General features: G+C 38.5%; 14 protein-coding genes. 8 read left to right on the forward strand and 6 right to left on the reverse strand.

The window, feature by feature from the left end; translation table 11 throughout:
• Positions 1-88: 88 nt before the first annotated feature.
• Both dapA and ABMY35_RS15110 read left to right on the forward strand, forming a co-directional pair.
• Entirely contained in the window at positions 89-1,003 is a 915-nt protein-coding gene (gene dapA, locus ABMY35_RS15105; RefSeq protein ID WP_349286975.1) for a 4-hydroxy-tetrahydrodipicolinate synthase, read from the forward strand.
• Between the two features lie 58 nt (positions 1,004-1,061).
• The gene (locus tag ABMY35_RS15110) at positions 1,062-2,357 is read left to right on the forward strand and encodes a DEAD/DEAH box helicase (RefSeq protein WP_349286976.1); all 1,296 of its coding nucleotides are present in this window, start codon (positions 1,062-1,064) and stop codon (positions 2,355-2,357) included.
• A 67-nt stretch (positions 2,358-2,424) separates the two neighbouring features.
• Here ABMY35_RS15110 and ABMY35_RS15115 read toward each other — a convergent pair whose 3' ends face one another.
• Together ABMY35_RS15115 and ABMY35_RS15120 are read right to left on the reverse strand one after the other, a co-directional pair.
• On the reverse strand, positions 2,425-3,063 hold the full coding sequence (locus ABMY35_RS15115) for a glutathione S-transferase family protein (RefSeq protein WP_349286977.1): 639 nt from the start codon (positions 3,061-3,063) through the stop codon (positions 2,425-2,427).
• A gap of 170 nt (positions 3,064-3,233) precedes the next feature.
• Entirely contained in the window at positions 3,234-4,841 is a 1,608-nt protein-coding gene (locus tag ABMY35_RS15120; RefSeq protein ID WP_349286978.1) for an AbgT family transporter, read from the reverse strand.
• Positions 4,842-5,002: 161 nt separating this feature from the next.
• On the opposite strand from ABMY35_RS15120, the gene ABMY35_RS15125 reads away from it, so the two are divergent.
• Both ABMY35_RS15125 and ABMY35_RS15130 read left to right on the forward strand, forming a co-directional pair.
• Positions 5,003-5,950, forward strand: coding sequence for a ribonuclease Z (locus tag ABMY35_RS15125; protein ID WP_349286979.1), 948 nt, complete (start codon positions 5,003-5,005; stop codon positions 5,948-5,950).
• 73 nt (positions 5,951-6,023) lie between these two features.
• Positions 6,024-8,120: an ATP-binding protein gene (locus ABMY35_RS15130; protein WP_349286980.1), complete on the forward strand. Its 2,097-nt coding sequence runs from the start codon at positions 6,024-6,026 to the stop codon at positions 8,118-8,120.
• Here the strand turns inward: ABMY35_RS15130 and ABMY35_RS15135 are convergent.
• The 3 genes from ABMY35_RS15135 to ABMY35_RS15145 all read right to left on the reverse strand — a co-directional run bounded on the left by ABMY35_RS15135 (position 8,117) and on the right by ABMY35_RS15145 (position 11,279).
• On the reverse strand, positions 8,117-8,920 hold the full coding sequence (locus ABMY35_RS15135) for a DUF1338 domain-containing protein (RefSeq protein ID WP_349286981.1): 804 nt from the start codon (positions 8,918-8,920) through the stop codon (positions 8,117-8,119). The genes ABMY35_RS15130 and ABMY35_RS15135 overlap by 4 nt on opposite strands.
• 95 nt (positions 8,921-9,015) lie before the next feature.
• Entirely contained in the window at positions 9,016-10,038 is a 1,023-nt protein-coding gene (astA, locus tag ABMY35_RS15140) for an arginine N-succinyltransferase (RefSeq protein ID WP_349286982.1), read from the reverse strand.
• A gap of 35 nt (positions 10,039-10,073) precedes the next feature.
• Positions 10,074-11,279 carry an aspartate aminotransferase family protein gene (locus tag ABMY35_RS15145; RefSeq protein ID WP_349286983.1) on the reverse strand — a complete coding sequence of 402 codons (1,206 nt, stop codon included), beginning with the start codon at positions 11,277-11,279 and terminating at the stop codon, positions 10,074-10,076.
• 150 nt (positions 11,280-11,429) lie between these two features.
• On the opposite strand from ABMY35_RS15145, the gene ABMY35_RS15150 reads away from it, so the two are divergent.
• The gene (locus tag ABMY35_RS15150) at positions 11,430-11,858 is read left to right on the forward strand and encodes an Lrp/AsnC family transcriptional regulator (RefSeq protein ID WP_349286984.1); all 429 of its coding nucleotides are present in this window, start codon (positions 11,430-11,432) and stop codon (positions 11,856-11,858) included.
• A gap of 60 nt (positions 11,859-11,918) precedes the next feature.
• Here the strand turns inward: ABMY35_RS15150 and ABMY35_RS15155 are convergent, their stop codons facing one another.
• Positions 11,919-13,835, reverse strand: a complete 1,917-nt coding sequence (locus ABMY35_RS15155; protein WP_349286985.1) for an EAL domain-containing protein — start codon at positions 13,833-13,835, stop codon at positions 11,919-11,921.
• Between the two features lie 387 nt (positions 13,836-14,222).
• Here ABMY35_RS15155 and ABMY35_RS15160 point away from each other — a divergent pair, with 387 nt between their 5' ends.
• The 3 genes from ABMY35_RS15160 to glgB are packed head-to-tail and all read left to right on the forward strand — an operon-like array spanning position 14,223 to position 18,727.
• Positions 14,223-14,546, forward strand: a complete 324-nt coding sequence (locus ABMY35_RS15160; protein ID WP_349286986.1) for an isoamylase early set domain-containing protein — start codon at positions 14,223-14,225, stop codon at positions 14,544-14,546.
• The gene (gene malQ, locus ABMY35_RS15165) at positions 14,533-16,515 is read left to right on the forward strand and encodes a 4-alpha-glucanotransferase (RefSeq protein ID WP_349286987.1); all 1,983 of its coding nucleotides are present in this window, start codon (positions 14,533-14,535) and stop codon (positions 16,513-16,515) included. Before ABMY35_RS15160 ends, malQ begins: the two co-directional genes overlap by 14 nt.
• Positions 16,508-18,727 carry a 1,4-alpha-glucan branching protein GlgB gene (glgB, locus tag ABMY35_RS15170; protein ID WP_349286988.1) on the forward strand — a complete coding sequence of 740 codons (2,220 nt, stop codon included), beginning with the start codon at positions 16,508-16,510 and terminating at the stop codon, positions 18,725-18,727. Before malQ ends, glgB begins: the two co-directional genes overlap by 8 nt.
• Position 18,728 lies beyond the last annotated feature (1 nt).

Below are 18,728 nucleotides of genomic sequence, written 5' to 3' on the forward strand. Positions count from 1 at the left end.
TTTACAAGTCATTCAGTCTAAAGAAAGCTCGGAACTGCTACTGTTTTATGTAAGAATATTGGCACTTGGAATAAGAAAACTTGTAAACATGCAGATTAACGAAAAACTACAACAAGCAAGCTTGATCACCGCGATAAAAACTCCTTATTTAGCAACTGGCGAAATCGATTTACTCGCCTACGACAAATTAGTCGAGCTACAAATTGAAGCGGGTGTCGACGGTATTATCGTCGGTGGTACAACTGGTGAAGGCCAATTAATGAATTGGGAAGAGCACCTAATGTTAATTGCGCATACTGTAAGTAAGTACAAGCAACAAATTTTAGTTATCGGTAATACGGGCAGCAATAATACCCGTGAAGCTGTTAAAGCAACAGAATACGGTTTCGCAACTGGAATGGATGCTGCATTACAGATAAACCCTTACTATGGTCGCACTTCAGTTGAAGGTGTTGTAAAACACTTCGAAAAAGTGCTCGAAATTGGCCCTGCATTTATTTACAACGTACCGGGAAGAACGGGGCAGGATTTAACGCCAGATATCATTGAGCCTCTTTCGAAGCATGACAATTTTATTGGTGTTAAAGAGTGTGCAGGTAATGAACGTATTGCTCACTATGAACAACAAGGTATTGCATGCTGGTCCGGTAATGACGATGAGGCACACGATGCAAGACATTTACATGGTGCACATGGTGTCATTTCAGTTACTTCTAATATTGTGCCTAAGCAGTTTAGAAGTTTGATGAACGAACGTAATGACGAACTGAATCAATCATTGCAGCCACTAGTCTCTTGGTTATTCTGCGAACCTAACCCGATCGCAATAAACACGGCGCTTATGATGACCTGTGCTGTAAAGCCTGTCTTTAGATTACCTTATGTTCCATTAAGTACATCTCAACAACAACAAGGCTTACAATTAATTTCTGAACTAGCAACGGGTAGTTATGTTGGTAATGCACCAAGATTACTAGACTCTGAGTCAATTATTCTTTGTTAGAACTCACTAATTGACGTATAATCTGCGGCCTTTTAATGATTGGCCGCAGGTTTTTGTTATGAATTTCAAATCTTTTAGTTTTTCTCCGCTTATTCTGCAAGCACTAGACGAATTAGAATTTCACACCCTTACACCAATTCAGCAAGCTGCTATCCCTGTTGTAAGAAAAGGGCATGATGTACTTGCTACAGCTCAAACTGGTACAGGTAAAACAGCCGCTTTTAGTTTGCCAATCATACAGAATATTTTTGAACATGCTGAGCAACATCCTAGAGCTTTGATCATAGCGCCAACCCGTGAGCTAGCAGAACAAATTGCAAATAATTGCAAACAATTTGCTAAATATACCGACCTTAATGTGGTTGCTTTATTTGGTGGTGTGAATACTGCTGGACAAGAAGAACAATTGAACTCCGGCTGTGATATTTTGGTTGCAACACCAGGCAGGCTTCTTGATCACTTACGTCTGGGTAGTGTAAATCTGTCTCAGGTAAAGCATTTAGTGTTAGATGAAGCAGACAGACTACTCGATATGGGCTTTATTACTGACATCCAAAAAGTAATAGAGCTATGTCATGAACATAAACAACAATTATTCTTCTCGGCAACTTTCCCAACGGCAATGAAACAGTTTGCACGTCAAGTTTTAAAACACCCTAAGTTTGTTCAAGTCACACCTGAAAACACAACAGCAGAAACGGTAAGGCATATTGTTTATCCTGTTGAGCAAGGCAGAAAACAAGAGCTTCTTTCTGAGTTGATTGGTAAGAAGAATTGGCAACAAGTTCTTGTATTTGTGAACATGAAAGATGTTGCTGACGACATAGTGAAAGAACTTAATCTTGATGGTATACCTGCCACTGTGTGTCATGGCGATAAAAAGCAAGGTGCTAGACGTCGTGCTTTACGTGAGTTCAAAGAAGGCAAGGTTCGCGTATTAGTTGCCACTGAAGTTGCGGCGCGCGGAATTGATATCGAAGGTTTGCCTCGTGTGGTTAACTATGATCTACCTTATCTTGCAGAAGATTACGTACACCGTATTGGTAGAACCGGTCGTGCGGGTCAGCAGGGCCAAGCAATTTCATTTGTTGCTCGTGAGGAAGAGCAAGTATTACTGCATATTGAAGAGTTAATTGGCCAACAAATTAAGCGCTATTATTTACCTGGCTATGAAGTAAGCAGTCGTGAAAGTCTAATTAAAAACTTAACTAAAAAGCCTTCACATCAACGTAGAAAGCCAAAAACTAACCGCCCTAGTAATCAGGCAAGTGGTGAAGCGAGAGCGAAAAACAGAGCGCGTATCGCGAATGTGAGAAAGCAGATTAAAGGTAAGTCTTTAAAGTTGAGTAAATAAGTTTTTTTAATGCTAATTACTTAAAAGGTTGCCAAGTGCAACCTTTTTAAGTTTTTCTCTTCAATGATTAAATCGAATATGCTGCGAGGCTTATCTCTTCAATTCTACAGGCTTGTTGTATTGCATCATCTCTTGCCATGGTTTTTAAATATCTATTTAAATTATTAAAGCTCAATGGTGGATTCTGAATTTCGTCGGCCCAAATACACAGCATAAATAAAATATAATCACAGACAGTAATTGATTCACCAACTAAATAGGTATTATCGTTGAGTTGGTTATCAATGAGCTGTAATACATCTTTTAATCTTGTTTGCTGTGTCCTAACAATGTCATCGTAAATTAATGCGTTTTGTGTGTGCCTTTCTGGATAAAAGTAAGTCATCAGTTCAGTTTGCAGTGTACTAGTTAAATACATCAACCATTGATTGAAAATTGCCTTTTGTTTTATTTCTGCAGGAATAAGAGAAGCTTCGGAGTGTTTTTCTGCAAGGTATAAGCAAATTGCTGCGCTTTCGAATAGAACAAATTCATCATCAACCAAAGTTGGGATCCGTCCTGTCGGATTGATTGATAAATATTGGGCTGACTTTTGAGCCAGTTTTTTTCTGTCTACAAGTTCTAGTTGATAGGGCGCATTAATTGCTTTTAATACAAAATGAGGGGCAAGACTGGCATTACAAGGGTAGTAAAACAGAGTATACATACTTCACCTAGATAGTTAGAGTTTTTCGATAGCAGTGTCCTTTCAGTAAATGGTACTTGAAAAACCTAGGTGAGATAATCAGTTTAATCAAGAAAATACTTCTCTTTACACACAAAAACGGCAACCTGAGTTGCCGTTTTATAGCTTTAAAATGCTGGTTCAGCTACTGACTAAGGCGTATAGTAAATCGGCGAGTTAGGGCCTACAGGTAGACCAAAACCGAACACCCAAATATAAAACAGAGCAACCCATCCAACAAAGAAGAACATACTGTACGGAAGCATGGTTGCTACTAGCGTACCGATACCCATATCTTTTTTGTATTTAGTCGCAACTGCGAGTATTAGGCCAAAGTAACTCATCATTGGTGTGATCAGGTTAGTTACTGAGTCACCAATACGATATGCGGCTTGAATAGTTTCTGGCGCATAACCAATTAACATTAACATTGGTACGAAGATAGGAGCCGTCACAGCCCACTGAGCAGAAGATGAGCCTAAGCTTAAGTTTACTAATGCACACATAAAAATAAATAGTACAAATACTTCAGGGCCAGTTAAATTAAGCGCTTGAAGAAGTGCTGCGCCATTAATTGCTAAAATAGTACCAAGGTTTGTCCATTTAAAGAAAGCAACGAACTGAGCCGCAAAGAATACAAGTACAATGTACATACCCATAGAGCCCATTGACTTACTCATTGCGTCAATGACGTCGCGGTCATTCTTCATGGTACCAACAACACGGCCATATACGAAGCCAGGGATTGCAAAGGTAACAAAGATAAATACTACGATACCTTTTAGGAATGGAGAGCCAGCTACTTCACCGGTTTCAGGGTGACGTAAAATACCATTTTCAGGCACGATGGTTAATGCAAGAAGCGCAGACACAACAAGCAGAGAAACACCAGCCCATTTCAAACCAGACTTTTCTTTCGCACTTAATTTTTCAATGTTGTTTTCACTTAAGTCGATGCTTGCTTCGTCTGGATTGTACTTTCCAAGACGCGGTTCAACAATTTTTTCTGTAACCAATGTACCAACGATGGCAATTAGGAATACTGAGATCATCATGAAGTACCAGTTCGCCTCAGGGCCGACTTCATAAGTTGGGTCAATCATCTGGGCCGCAGGTGTTGTTATACCGGCAAGTAGCGGATCAATTGTGCCGAGTAAAAGGTTTGCACTATAGCCACCTGAAACACCAGCAAACGCCGCAGCTAAACCCGCAAGTGGGTGACGACCCAGGCTATGGAAAATCATTGCAGCAAGCGGAATTAAAACAACATAGCCTAATTCAGATGCTGTATTTGACAAGATTGCGGCGAAAACAACCATAAAAGTAACAAGGCGCTTTGAAGCACCCATCACCATACCGCGCATCGCTGCCGAAAGCATGCCTGAGTGCTCTGCAACACTTACACCCAGAAGTGCAACCAACACAGTTCCTAATGGCGCGAAGCCTGTGAAGTTAGTTACAAGGCCTGTAACGATACGTTGTAGACCTTCAGAGCTTAAAAGACTTACAACTTCGATGACCCCATCAGGATCACGTCCTTTAGCGCCTTCTGGACGAGGGTCAATGGCGCTTAAGCCAAACCAATCTGCTATACCACTGAAAATAACAATGGCAATACAAAACATAGCAAATAGCGTGATAGGGTGGGGTAACAAATTACCTAAAAATTCAACAGTTGCTAAAAAGCGATTAAACAAACCCTGTGGCTTTTGTTCTGTTGATTGTTGATTTTCAGGCTTTGTCTCAACTGCGTTCGACATAATGAAAATTACTCAATACCAAAATTGCCGCATAACCTATCACTTTTTTAATTTGAAATCATTTTTTTACCGTTAATTCACAGTAAAAACAGGACAAACACCATGACGAAAACCTGACAATTTGGCAATATAGGCTCAACTAAACGTTTACCGTCTTTAATATGCACATTCACTTTCTCGGTACTTCATCAGGTGTACCTAGTCAAACTAGAAACACGTCGTCCACAGCAATTTCATTCGATAAAACAAAATCATGGGTTATGGTTGATTGTGGCGAGGCAACACAGCATCAACTCTTAAAGTCTTCTCTCTCCTTTTTTCATTTAGATGTGATCTGTATTAGTCATGTACATGGAGACCACTGTTATGGTTTGCCCGGGTTATTATCTTCTATGTCGATGAATGGAAAAATGTCTCCTGTTCACATTATCGCGCCTAAAAAAGTAATTGCATGGTTGCACGCAACTTTCCATATGTCTGATACGAGACTCTCCTTTGATTTAATTACGCATGATATTAGTGAAATGGAAGGTTCATCTGATTTCAATTTTTGTGATATTGAAGTCATCGCCTTAAAGCACAGAGTTTCTAGCTTTGGTTTTAAGGTTTCAGAAAAGCTGATCCCAAAAAAGCTTAAAATTGAAAAACTAACAAAAGACAGCATAAAAAGTGGCCCTCATTACAATAAATTACAAAAAGGAGAAGATGTTGTATTTGGTTCACAACTACTTTCAAGTAAAGATTACACATTTCAAAGTTGGCAAACGCGTCGAGTCATTGTTTGCGGAGATAACGAAAGACCGGCTCTTGTTGCTAATTGGTGTTCTGATATTGATGTATTAGTGCATGAGTCGACTTTTACACATAGTGACCTACACAAGGTGGGGTTTCATACTGGCCATTCAGATGCGAAAAGAGTTGCAGAATTTGCGCAGCTTCAGCAAATCCCAACGCTAATTCTAACTCATTTTAGTGTCCGATATCATGGAGAGCATGGACTTGAAAGTTTAAGGCGAGAAGCTAATCACTACTATTGTGGAAATTTAATTCTCGCCGAAGATTTTTTTACTTTCTCAATAAAGAAAATAAAATTGCATTTAGAGAAATAATAATGTGACATATTAATAGCGCATCTTTCACTTTGATATATGCTTAAAACAGATACAATCTCGTTTAGTGAATATGCCTACTTTAAATATCAAAACACGTATTTTACTGTTTGTGGTAATTTTTGAAATTTTGGCCTATTCGTCAATTGTATTATTTAGTAATGTTCATTACAGTCGTGCGCTTTCAGAGGTAAAAGAACAAGAAATCATCGAAACCTTCAAATCTAGCGCTAATAAAATAGACCACACAATCTCATTGATGGAACAAAGCGCCTACAACCTAGCACAACACGGCCTCTCTCTTTATCTTGAACACAATAAATCGAATTTTGAAAAGTCAGAGCTAAAACAGAAGTTTAGTGCCATTTTAGAACAGCACTTTTCATTTTTTGAACTTGCCTTAGGTGGTGGTGTTTGGTTTGAACCTATGCGAATGTTTGAAGATACACAATATTTCGGACCTTATGTATATCGAAATAATAAACGTATATTATTTAGTTGGGAGTTAAGTGGTGAGCAATATGATTACCATAGTCAAGATTGGTATCAGTTAGGAAAACAAGCTGCAGAAAACGCGCTTCCAGTTGTCTGGACACATCCTTATGTAGACGAAGCGGGTAGCTTGGCTCCCATGATGACAGTCGACGCGCCTATTATTTTAACCAATGGCGATATGATTGGTATGGCAACAGTAGATTGGTCATTGGCTGCACTTACCGCATTTTTAGAAACAGTGAAGATTACTGATAACTCTTCACCGCTGTTAATCCATAAAGCATCAAATAGAATTATCAGCTTTCCTTTAAAATCGGAGTTGGTGATGCAAACGACACCAGATGAAGGGTGGGTTAAGCCATTGTATCGTGGTTCATCAAATACTAAGTTCAATACTTTTAAAAGTTTACCGATAAACGGTAAACTGTATGACTTGTATTTTCTAGAGACTAAAAGCGGTTTTATATTGGGGTTTTTCAGCCCGCATAAAGACATCGATAAAGAAGTGAGGGCGGTATCTCAAGTCACTTTATTGGGAGGTGCAATTATCGGTATCACTTTCATTTTCTTGATTATCTTTATTATGAAGCGCCTTTTTAAGCCTTTTGATTTAGTACTTAGCCAAATTAAAGGCTCTATAAAGCATACTGATAACGAAAAAGTAACCGTTCAAAACATTGTTTATGACGAGCAAAACGAATTCACGCCAATTATTACTGAGTTAAATTTTGTCTATCAGCAAGTCAACACTCATATAGCAGAAATTAATCAAGCTAATACAGCGCTTACTAAGACACAAAGTGAATTAGATAAGCTCAACCTTGACCTAGAGCTTAAAGTCAAAACGCGTACAGATGAACTTAATTACAAAACTGAAGAAGCTTTAAAGGCGCTTTCTGATTTGCAAACTATACAGAAAAAATTGATTGAACAAGAAAAGCATGCGTCACTCGGACGATTGGTTGCTGGGATAGCGCATGAAATTAATACTCCTGTTGGCGTTGCCATCACAGCTGCATCATTTGTTGAAGATGAAGTGATACATCTAGAAGAGAAGCTGCAATCATGTCAGTTAACAAAACACCAATTGATTAAAGTTATTTCTGATTTCAAAGAAGGCTGCTTTATTCTAAAAAGTAATTTACATAGAACTGCTGAATTGGTTGCCAGCTTTAAACAAGTCTCTGTAGATCAATCTTCTGAATTATTACGCAAGATAGAGTTGAATGCTTATTTAGAAGATGTGATCTGTACTTTAAAGCCGAGGATTAAAAACTCATCTCATAAGGTTCACCTAGAACCAAACCCGGTTGAAATAGAAGTGCTTTGTAGCCCAGGTGCAATAGCACAAGTTATTACAAATATTATAGAAAACGCGCTAGTTCATGCATTTGGAAAACACGAGTCTGGTGAAGTTAATGTTTTGCTGTCTCAACCACGTGATGAAGTCAGTATTCTGATATCAGACAATGGAAAAGGTATGCCCAGTGATGTGTTAGAGTGTATTTTTGATCCGTTTTTCACTACGAATAGGGAAAGTGGTGGAAGTGGTTTAGGGATGCACTTGGTTTATAACATTATTTCTCAGCAATTAAACGGGACGATTAATTGTTCGAGTATTGTTGGCAAGGGAACTCAATTTATCATCAAGTTCCCAATAAACTCAACGAATTAACGAGCGTTTGTGCTTTCGAAGATTTTGTCAGCAGACGCCGCAACAAATCCAGTATAGATTTCACCATCTGGTTTGTTGTAACGCAGTGCAAACTCGTAGAAACAGCTTGGAATTGCAAACTCACCATCAGAGAATACTACATTTGCGTGATCGGCCAATGTAGATGATTGCTCTAATAGCACTTCTGGTGACCCTTTGATTTCACCACCTGAAGCATTCAATTCAAACCCAGCTTCTTTTAAAGAAGTATTTACCGCTTCGATAGTCTCAAAGTTCGCGAGATGATTAATGCTTACAGTGAAGTGATTAGCACGGTATCCCCATGCAGACATCCAAGCAGCATATTCACTTTCTTCAAGTAAAGCTTTGTAGGTTTCATTACTTACTTGCCAATGCGTGCCGGAGTATAAGAAATTATCTGCAGTTACAGCACTTTCATCAATTTGTTCGACCATTTCTTTAACAATTTTCTGTAAAGACTCAGAGCACTTTTCAACAAGTAATTCAGAGATGAATACTTTTGGTTTAGTTGGATCTGAATGCTCGAAGTGTTTTGCGTATAGTTTTTTTGCTTCGAAATGGTATTCACCACATTCTTTGTAACCAACCGCTAGAAAATGCGCAGCAAGCTTTTCTAAGCCTACTTTTTCTATGTTAAAAGTACGTAGTGCAATATGATCGTTAATAACGTCAGACTGCTGCGTAGAGCCTAGTAGCTCATGAACTTTAATTGCTGAAGGTGTAACTTCTAAATAGTTAGACCAAAGGTTATCAAATAGTGTGTCAACATTGTTGTGCATAATGGTTCCTTAATTTGACGGCTTAGCCGCTCAGTTTATGTATCGATTAAGCACGACACATAATCTCATACCAATTTTAATTAGTTATTTGCGTCTTAAAGTGCAAAAATTCTTACTGTATCGCCATTTTTTAGGCTAAGTGCTTCAGCTTCTGCACGAGCAATTGTGAGTAGTAACTCTTCTTTGTCTAACAGTACGTTATCTGTGAACACGGCTTTAAAATCAGAGAGCTTTTGATTCGAAATGGCATAGGTTTGTTCACAGTTGACAGAGTCGACTATTTTCACAGGAACAATATAAGACTCTTGAACGGTTCTGATATTGTCTAGTTTTGCTTCTATTGTTGGGCCAGCATCAAATAAATCTACATAACCTCTATGCTCAAACCCTTCTTTTTGAAGGAGTCTCAGTGCAGGCTTAGTTTTTTCATGTACATGACCGATAACTGCTTGAGCCTCATCACTTAGTAAGTTCGCGTAAATAGGGTACTTAGGCATTAGTTCGCTGATAAATACCTTGTCACCTAAACCAACCAAATGGTCTGCTTGAGGAAATTCAATTGAAAAGAAGTGCTCTTGCAACCATTGCCAAAAAGGAGAATGGCCTTGAGCGTCACTTACTCCGCGCATTTCTGCAATTACAGTATCACTAAAACGACTACTTTGATCTGCCATAAAAGCAAAACGAATACGGCTTAAAAATCGACCAGCAAGACCTTTGCGGTATTGTTCGCGTAAAAATAAAGTACAGATTTCAGAGCAACCCGTGTAATCATTACACATACTCAATATTTCAACAGTGTTATACACGTTTAATGTACTTGAATGGTGAACCGTTTTACCTAAGTGATAGTGGTAAAGGGGAACTTGTGTTCCAACCGCAGCTTCAATCGCTGTTGTGCCAACAATTTCATTAGTCTTTGTATCTTCTAATACAAACAAATAACCTTCATCAAAAGGTGTCTCAATATGTTTTGAGAAACTATTTTCAGAACGTGAAATTTTATCTTGAAGTAGGTTGTCATCAACAGGCAAAGATGTGAAGCCATGACCAGACTCTATTGCGATTTGCTTTAAAGCTGCAAAGTCAGTGTTTTTTATTGGTCTTAAGATTTGCATATTAAAGTGAGGGGCCAATAGACCCCAATCCTATTTTAGCCGTTTACAACATCTGCAACTGCAAGCTCAAAACGAGCAAGGCCTGCTTTAATATCGTCTTCTTCAATCACAAGTGATGGTGTGAAACGAACGACATTAGTACCCGCTACAAGTGTCATTAATCCATGCTTCATACTCGCAACTAAGAAATCACGTGCACGACCTTCAAACTGTTCATTCAGAACAGCACCTAAAAGTAGACCCTTACCGCGGATTTCACTGAATACATTGTATTTGGTGTTGATAGCTTCTAGCAGTTCGCGGAACAAAGCTTCTTTTTGTTGAACGCCAGTAAGAACAGATTCGGTATTTACTGTATCAAAAGCCGCTTCAGCGACAGCACAAGCTAAAGGGTTACCGCCATATGTTGAGCCGTGAGTACCGATTTTAAGGTGTTTAGCAATATCAGTTGTTGTGATCATTGCACCAATTGGAAAGCCACCGCCAAGTGCTTTTGCTGTTGTTAAAATATCAGGTGTTACATTTAAACCTTGGTATGCATAAAGATGACCTGTGCGTCCTACGCCAGTTTGCACTTCATCAAAAATTAGCAATGCATTGTGCTGGTCACATAATGCTCTTACACCTTCAGCAAATTCTTGCGTGGGAGAGATAATACCGCCTTCACCTTGAAGCGGTTCCATCATAACTGCACATGTGTTGTCATCCATTAGTGACTTTAATGTTTCTAAATCGTTGTAATCACAATGCACGATATCAGCAGGTTTAGGGCCAAAGCCGTCAGAGTAAGCTGCTTGACCACCAACTGTCACAGTGAAGAAAGTACGGCCGTGGAAGCCTTTGTTAAAAGCAATAATTTTAGATTTGTGCTCACCATAGTTATCAAGTGCAAAACGGCGAGCAAGTTTAAGTGCGGCTTCGTTTGCTTCAGCGCCTGAGTTTGCAAAGTAGACTTTATCAGCGAATGTTGCATCAGTAATCTTTTTAGCAAGTCTAAGCGCAGGCTCATTGGTCATTACATTTGATAGATGCCAAATTTTCTCGCCTTGCTCTTTTAATGCATTAACAAGATTTGGATGACTATGACCTAAACAGTTTACAGCGATGCCACCTGCGAAATCGATGTACTCATCACCTTTTTGATCCCAAACTCGTGATCCTTTACCTTTAACAGGGATAACTTCTGAAGGGTTGTAGTTTGGCACCATGACGTGGTCAAAAAGTTCGCGGTTTACTTGCATAATACTGCCTCTAAAACATGTGTTTAATAATTATTCTTTACTATCGTTTGATAGTTTTCTTAATTATTACTCTGAAGTAGAGAAATTTGCAGTGCAATATTTTTCAAATTGATAGATAATTTTGTCATTATAACCAACTTAATGGTCATTATGATAAAAGTACAAGATGAAAAGTTGATAGCTCTGTTAAGAGCGAATGCAAGAACGAGCATTTCAGATTTGGCTCGAATGCTAGATCAGTCACGCTCAACAGTTCAAAATAGACTTCTTAAGCTCGAGCAAGCTGGGATAATTAAAGGTTATAGTGTTGAATTTGGAGAAGAGTATTTAGAAGGACTCGTTTCTGCACATGTTTCTGTTAAGGTAAAGCAGAAGCTAACTACTCAAACAACAGTTGCCTTAAAGCATCATAATAAAGTAACCGCTTTATATGCAATCAGTGGTGAATACGACATGATTGCCATTGTTGAAGCTCAAAGCCTCCAGCAACTCAGTAGCATACTCGATGACATCGGTGATTTAGATGGAGTAGAGAGGACTAACTCATCTGTCATTCTAGAGACCAAGTTTAAACGTTAAACGTTCAGATTTACAAAAGGCAATACCTTGAAGTGTTACAGTAAAGAAAATTACCTGAGTTTAGTTCTTTTGCACTTCGGGTAACCAAACACTCGTTCCAGTCGTTGCAATATGGTTCACATTGCCAGTTAATACTTTTGAGCCAACATTATAAGAGGTTTCTGGTCTACTGACTAAGTAGCCTTGAACACAACGAATACCAAGGTTTTTAACTAATTCAAACTGTTCGATTTGTTCAACGCCTTCAGCAACGATTTTTAATCCAAGTTGATGACCTAACTCACTAATAGAGTTCAAAATTTTAAGGTACTTAGGGTTTTCATTCGCTTGGGTGATGAAAAGTTTATCTATCTTAATAACATCAATAGGCAAATCTGCAAGTGTACTCAAAGAACTAAAGCCTGTACCAAAGTCATCAATCGCAACACTAACACCAGCCTTACGACAAGACTCTAGTTGCTGAATTATATCTTCACTGGCAGTAATAAGTGTTGATTCTGTAATCTCAAGCATTAAAGAGCTAGCTGGGAGGCCTGTTTTATTAAGTGCATCCATTACCCAGTTATAAATGCCTCTGTGCTTAAGTTGAATACCTGATACATTGACTGATATTTTGACTTTTTTCATGCCTGCATTGTGCCAAGCTGACATCTGCCTACATGATTCTAGCAAAATCCAATCTCCTAGCTCTAAGATAAGATTAGATTCTTCCGCAATCGGTATAAACTCAGAAGGCGGGATAAGTCCTTCTATAGGGTGCTGCCACCTGATTAATGCCTCAAAGTAATCAATGGCGCAATCTTCAACATGCACAATCGGTTGAAAAGACATATGGAAACTGTTTGAGCTAATTGCGAGTCGCAGCTCTTCTAAAAGATAATGGTAGCGGCGCATTTTATTTCCCATTTCTGGAGAATAAACTCTGAAGATACCTCGACCATCAGTCTTCGCTCTGTACATGGCAACATCTGACATTTGTAATAATGCATGCGGTTGCGATGCGCTTTCCGGGTACGAGGCGATACCAATACTGGCGCCAATTTTCACCAGTTTGTTACCAAGCACAAAATCGCGTTCTATCTCTGTCAAAACTGCTTGGGCGAGCTCAGTGCAAAATGCAGGATCTCTAATATCAGGCACAAAAACTGAGAATTCATCTCCACCCAGTCTAGATAAGTTTTGATCAATGCCGTTTTGAGGGTGAAGGTCCTGTATCTTAAATTGACGTACTATATCTTTAAGACGATTTGCAACTTGAATTAAAATTTCATCTCCGAAGCTATGGCCAAAAGAATCATTGACTTGCTTAAAGCCGTCTAAGTCGATAAATAAAAGCCCACACCTAAGTTTGTTTTGTTCTGCGAGCTTAAGCTGCTTCTCAATGTGATCAATATAAGCATGTCTATCGATTAACTGCGTGAGTTTATCTTGATAAACGTGGTGGTCTGTTTGTTGTTGAATTTCACCAACTTGTTCGTGTATTAAATTTATTGCATGTCTGATTTGAGTAACAGTAGAGCCGTACCTGAGGCTCTTTTCATCAACCTCAAAACGTTTTAGCAGCTTATGTATGTCTTTGTTGATCTCATCTAACGCAACTTTTTGGCGTTGATGATTTTTTTGCGCTCTGGCTAGGCTACTTAGTGATATGACGATAAGTAAAATGGAGATTAAGGCATAGGGAGAAAGAATGCTTTCAATAAAAGCATGTTCTGCTTTTATCGCGAGTAGCTCAGCTTTATTCCGCGTTAAGACGTGTACAGTGTTGTCCAATTCGATGAACTCATGAGATGGCAACATAAACCTAAACCAGGCTGAAGAAGGCGTAATATTTGATGCCGAACTAAGCTTAGTTACCTTAAGTTGCTGTTCATTAGCTATATCAAAAAGAGACTTGGTGAATAGAAAGTTGAAAATAAAACCCAACAAAATCACACATAGAATGAGTAGTCCTTGTAATTTAAGCTTTTTTAACATATCAGCTGGTTCCAGCAATTCCCATGTGCGAAGACTATTTTAAGCATAATTTTTATCATATTAAAGACATTTTATAAAAGTAAGATTTTAAATTTAGCAACAAACTGAATAGCTATGAGTAAAAATTGCGTACTTATTAGGAATATTCACTTTACACTGTTTAAAACTTAGTCTAATTTTAAAATTCTCTCTCACACATACATACCACTCAACGTAATGTTGAATTTGTTTAACTTGCGCATTTAATCTTGCGCTGATGACACTGGAGTTGTCACATAAGATAAACATTCAGTTGATTAAATAGGCAAATTATCTTCAAAGCTGAAATGTAGTTTATTTCACAAGCAAGAACTTAATGCGTAATTTCTTTAGGAATAAGGCAAGGCAATGCTAAATAAGCGATTCTTTAAGACCAAAGCAGAAGCGGAAATAACTTTCGAGTGTGGGTTTAAAAATGCGGATAAAATCGAACTGGTTGCTGAGTTTAATGACTGGCAACCAGTTGAAATGAAATTCGTTAAATCACGTCAAGTATTCAAAAGTAAATTTCGCTTACCAACAAATAAACAGTATCAGTTCAGATACCTGATAGATGGTGAAGTTTGGGAAAATGATAATCAGGCTGATGGCTACAAAGCAAATGGGTTTGGTTCAGAAAACAGTTTAGTGTCTACCATAAAGGAAGTTGGTATTCAGAATGAATGCATTTGAACAACTTTGCTATTTATACGGCATAGGTTCTGAGTTCACAAAATATACAGGTGAAACAGTTAGGTTTTCTCAGCAAGTTAGAGAAGCGGCTTTAAAAGCATGTGACATTGATTTTTGCACCAATGAATTACTACATGCTTTGAACTTCAAGTTAGACGTTGCGCCATGGCATTCGTTATTGCCAAGTATAAGTTTAGTTGAACAATCAGAGCCTCACCTTACGATTAGGATAAAAGACAATCAAAAATACGGGCCTTTATATTTAGAGATATCTGAGATTGATTTAAGTGTCGAATTATCGTTTAAAAAAGCCGTTTTCTCTGGTGAATATATTGATGCCGGTAACCGTTTTGTTGAATTAAAGTTACCTATATCAAAACACCTGCCTGCGGGTTATTTCACCGCACAGGTAACACTTGATGACGAAGTATATTTTACAGAGTTGTGGGTGACACCCAAAGAAGCTGTGGAATTTAATGAACAAAAGCAACTTGGGGTTAGCGTTCAACTTTATACCCTAACTTCAGCTGAAAATTATGGTTTTGGTGATTTCTCAGATTTGCAGCAATTGATAAACAATAGTGCAAAGTCTGGCATTGATTTTATTTTGTTGAATCCTTTACATCTTTTGTTTGAAGAACAGCCACAAAGAGCCAGCCCATATAGCCCAAGTCATCGCGGGCTAATTAACCCTCTCTATATTTCTATAGCTGAATGCCTTACTCAGACAACCTTTGTACAAATGGCAGACGAACATAATTCGGCATTAGCAATTTTGAATGCTGAAAAACAGGCGCAATATATAGACTATGAACTAGTCGCAGAGACCAAATACAAGTTATTAAAGTCTCTTTATCGTCAGTTTAAGCAAAATGCGAGCTTAAAATTACAACGCAATTTTCGTCGATTTTGTCAAACTAAAAGTAATTTATTGGGCGCTTTTGCAGATGACGAACGGGCGAAGTTCTGGCAGTGGCTTGCTCATGAGCAATTAAATCAATGTCAAAAGCTTTGTTTATCCCTTGGGATGAAAACAGGTTTGATCAATGATTTAGCAGTTGGTTGCGCGAAAGATGGCCTTGAATTTTTAACAAATCAATCAATATTTGCAAAGCACGCTGAAATTGGTGCGCCACCCGACCCTTGGGCTGAGAATGGTCAGAATTGGGGATTACCGGTTATTGATCCTAAAAATATAGCGGATAATAACTTTGCTTATTTTAAGCAGTTAATAAAAGAGAACATGCAGTATTTTGGGGCTTTAAGAATTGACCATGTGATGTCATTAAGGCGTTTGTGGTGGTGTTTGACAGTCGATGCCGAACAAAGTGGTTGTTATGTGTATTATCCATTTGAATATCTTTTAGCTATTTTAAAGATTGAATCCCATCTCAATAATACCGCTTTAGTTGGTGAGGATTTAGGGGTTGTACCGCCTGAAGTTACTGAAGCCTTGGCGTTAAGTGGTATTTATGGAAATACCTTGTTTTATTTCGAAAAAAACCATATGGGCGAGTTCAAACATGGTAACGATTACCGCGAAAATTGTATGTTGATGTTATCAAACCACGACGTGCCACCGTTTATTTCTTGGTGGTATGCACAGGACTTGGACTTGAAATTAAGTCTTTCTCTTTGCACTGAGCCGCAAGCCAATGCATTAAAGTCTCAAAGACTAATTGATAAACAACGCGTGTTGAATTGGCTCAATAAATCCCACCTTAATTTAGAAAGCGATGTAGACGAGTTGTTTAATGAGCTAGTTAAAACACTCATTCAAACCCCACCTAAACTTTTTAGCTTAAATTTTGATGATTTAGCAAAACAAACCTTGCCTATTAACATTCCTGGTACAGATAAAGAATATAAAAATTGGCGACGTCGAATTCTCACACCGATAGAAGACGTTTTTGCTGCACAGCAAAGTTTACTCAATGATTTAACAGCATTAAGGAAAAGCAATGATTGACTCTTTGGCCCGCAAAGAAACTACTTACGACGCGCAAATAAAAGCATTACAACAAGGTCAATTTAGTGATCCTTTCTCTTTCTTAGGGTTGCATTTTAACTCTGAACAGCAATTTGAAATAAGAGCATTTATTGAAGGGGCACACTCTGTAGAGTTGGTGAGTCCTTCTGGAAATATTAATTTCTCAAATATTAATGACTCAGGTTTATTTGTCCTAGCACTAAAACATGTCGATTTACCAGAGCCATATCAACTGAGGGCGTTATACCACGATGGCTCAGACAACGTTTTTTACGACCCTTACCAGTTTAATTCATCCCTAAGTCAGGATGATATGTATCTTTTTAATGAAGGCACCTTTGAACATGCATATCGATTATTAGGCGCACATTGTGTAGAGCAACAAGGTGTATCAGGTGTTAGGTTTGCGGTGTGGGCGCCAAATGCACATGCTGTGTCTGTAATAGGTGAGTTTAATCATTGGCATGCTCATCAGAACTTAATGCGTAATCACCCTGCAAGTGGTATTTGGGAATTGTTTTTGCCAGAAATAGAAACGGAGCAATGTTATAAATATGCGATTACAGATTGCCATGGTAATCGTTTTGAAAAGGCAGATCCATATGCATTAAAAACCCAACAATCTCCAGGTACTGCATCCGTTATTCAAAAGTCGATCCCTCAAGTCTCCGTAAAAAAGAGTAAAGTTCAAAATACCCTTAATAGAGTTGACGCGCCTATCAGTATTTACGAAGTACATCTAGGCTCTTGGAAAAGAAGAGAAAATGAAGGGGCGCGTTATCTTACTTATCGAGAATTGGCAGATGATTTAGTCAATTATGTAAAAGAGCTAGGTTTTACGCATATTCAATTAATGCCAATCAGTGAGTATCCTTTTGATGGCTCTTGGGGTTATCAGCCTGTTGGATTATTTTCTCCATCAAGTCGATTCGGCTCTGTAGATGACTTTGCTTATTTTATTGAGTCATGTAAAAAAGCGGAATTGGGCGTTTTATTGGATTGGGTACCGGGGCACTTTCCGTCTGATCCACATGGTTTGCATTGTTTTGATGGCACCCATTTATATGAGCATGCAGACAAGCGACAAGGTTTCCACCCAGATTGGAATACCTATATTTATAATTACAGTCGTCCTGAAGTTCAGTCATATTTACTTTCAAACGCCATCTACTGGTTAGAACAATATCAAATAGATGGTTTACGCGTTGATGCCGTTGCTTCCATGTTGTACTTAGATTACAGCCGCGAAGAAAATGAATGGGTACCAAATCATTTAGGTGGTCGAGAAAACTTTGACGCCATACACCTTTTACAAAAAATAAACACCCGCAGTTATGCTAACCAAAAAGAAATCATGATGGTTGCAGAAGAGTCAACAGCTTGGCCAGGAGTGACCAATTCTGTTGATAATAATGGTTTGGGGTTTGGTTACAAGTGGAATATGGGATGGATGAATGACACGTTAAATTATATGAAGCGTGATCCAATTCATAGGCAATACCACCACCATGAAATGACGTTTTCGATGGCATACGCGTATTCAGAAAATTATATTTTGCCACTCAGCCATGACGAAGTGGTACACGGTAAAGGCTCTTTACTATCTAAAATGCCAGGGGATGATTGGCAACAATTCGCTAATCTAAGAGCGTATTATGCATTTATGTATGCGCACCCTGGTAAAAAGTTACTTTTCATGGGCGCTGAGCTCGCACCCAGGGAAGAGTGGAACCACAATGCTGGTTTAGATTGGGATTTACTTAACTCTGAAGCCCATAACGGTGTATTTAAGACTATACAAAAGTTAAACCAAGTCTACAAAACATCACCTGCGTTTTATGAGTTGGACCAGCAGCCTGAAGGGTTTAAGTGGATTGACAGTGATAATAGTCAGCAAAGTATTTTCAGCTTTGTTCGTTTCTCAAAATCTCTAAATGAGCATGTAGTCGTAATTTCTCATTTCACGGGTCAAGTTTACCACCAATTCAGAATGGGGGTTCCGGCTAAAGGTGTATATCAAGTTGCTCTGAACACTGATGATGTGACGTTTTGGGGCAGTGGTGTTAATGCAGTTGCACACAGCCAACAGCTTATCGAGACACAAGATATCGCCAGTCATGGTTTTGAGCAAAGTATCCAATTAACCATCCCGCCATTATCCACACTCTATTTAAAATTCGTGACGGGGTAAA

Source organism: Pseudoalteromonas sp. BZB3 (assembly GCF_040104455.1).
In the GTDB taxonomy this organism is placed as follows: Bacteria; Pseudomonadota; Gammaproteobacteria; order Enterobacterales; family Alteromonadaceae; genus Pseudoalteromonas.

What these genes read in the sequence shown, in the direction of transcription:
- dapA (WP_349286975.1), top strand. Translation starts at nt 89, where the DNA reads ATGCAGATTAACGAAAAACTACAACAAGCAAGCTTGATCACCGCGATA.
- ABMY35_RS15110 (WP_349286976.1), top strand. Translation starts at nt 1,062, where the DNA reads ATGAATTTCAAATCTTTTAGTTTTTCTCCGCTTATTCTGCAAGCACTA.
- ABMY35_RS15115 (WP_349286977.1), bottom strand. Translation starts at nt 3,063, where the DNA reads ATGTATACTCTGTTTTACTACCCTTGTAATGCCAGTCTTGCCCCTCAT.
- ABMY35_RS15120 (WP_349286978.1), bottom strand. Translation starts at nt 4,841, where the DNA reads ATGTCGAACGCAGTTGAGACAAAGCCTGAAAATCAACAATCAACAGAA.
- ABMY35_RS15125 (WP_349286979.1), top strand. Translation starts at nt 5,003, where the DNA reads ATGCACATTCACTTTCTCGGTACTTCATCAGGTGTACCTAGTCAAACT.
- ABMY35_RS15130 (WP_349286980.1), top strand. Translation starts at nt 6,024, where the DNA reads ATGCCTACTTTAAATATCAAAACACGTATTTTACTGTTTGTGGTAATT.
- ABMY35_RS15135 (WP_349286981.1), bottom strand. Translation starts at nt 8,920, where the DNA reads ATGCACAACAATGTTGACACACTATTTGATAACCTTTGGTCTAACTAT.
- astA (WP_349286982.1), bottom strand. Translation starts at nt 10,038, where the DNA reads ATGCAAATCTTAAGACCAATAAAAAACACTGACTTTGCAGCTTTAAAG.
- ABMY35_RS15145 (WP_349286983.1), bottom strand. Translation starts at nt 11,279, where the DNA reads ATGCAAGTAAACCGCGAACTTTTTGACCACGTCATGGTGCCAAACTAC.
- ABMY35_RS15150 (WP_349286984.1), top strand. Translation starts at nt 11,430, where the DNA reads ATGATAAAAGTACAAGATGAAAAGTTGATAGCTCTGTTAAGAGCGAAT.
- ABMY35_RS15155 (WP_349286985.1), bottom strand. Translation starts at nt 13,835, where the DNA reads ATGTTAAAAAAGCTTAAATTACAAGGACTACTCATTCTATGTGTGATT.
- ABMY35_RS15160 (WP_349286986.1), top strand. Translation starts at nt 14,223, where the DNA reads ATGCTAAATAAGCGATTCTTTAAGACCAAAGCAGAAGCGGAAATAACT.
- malQ (WP_349286987.1), top strand. Translation starts at nt 14,533, where the DNA reads ATGAATGCATTTGAACAACTTTGCTATTTATACGGCATAGGTTCTGAG.
- glgB (WP_349286988.1), top strand. Translation starts at nt 16,508, where the DNA reads ATGATTGACTCTTTGGCCCGCAAAGAAACTACTTACGACGCGCAAATA.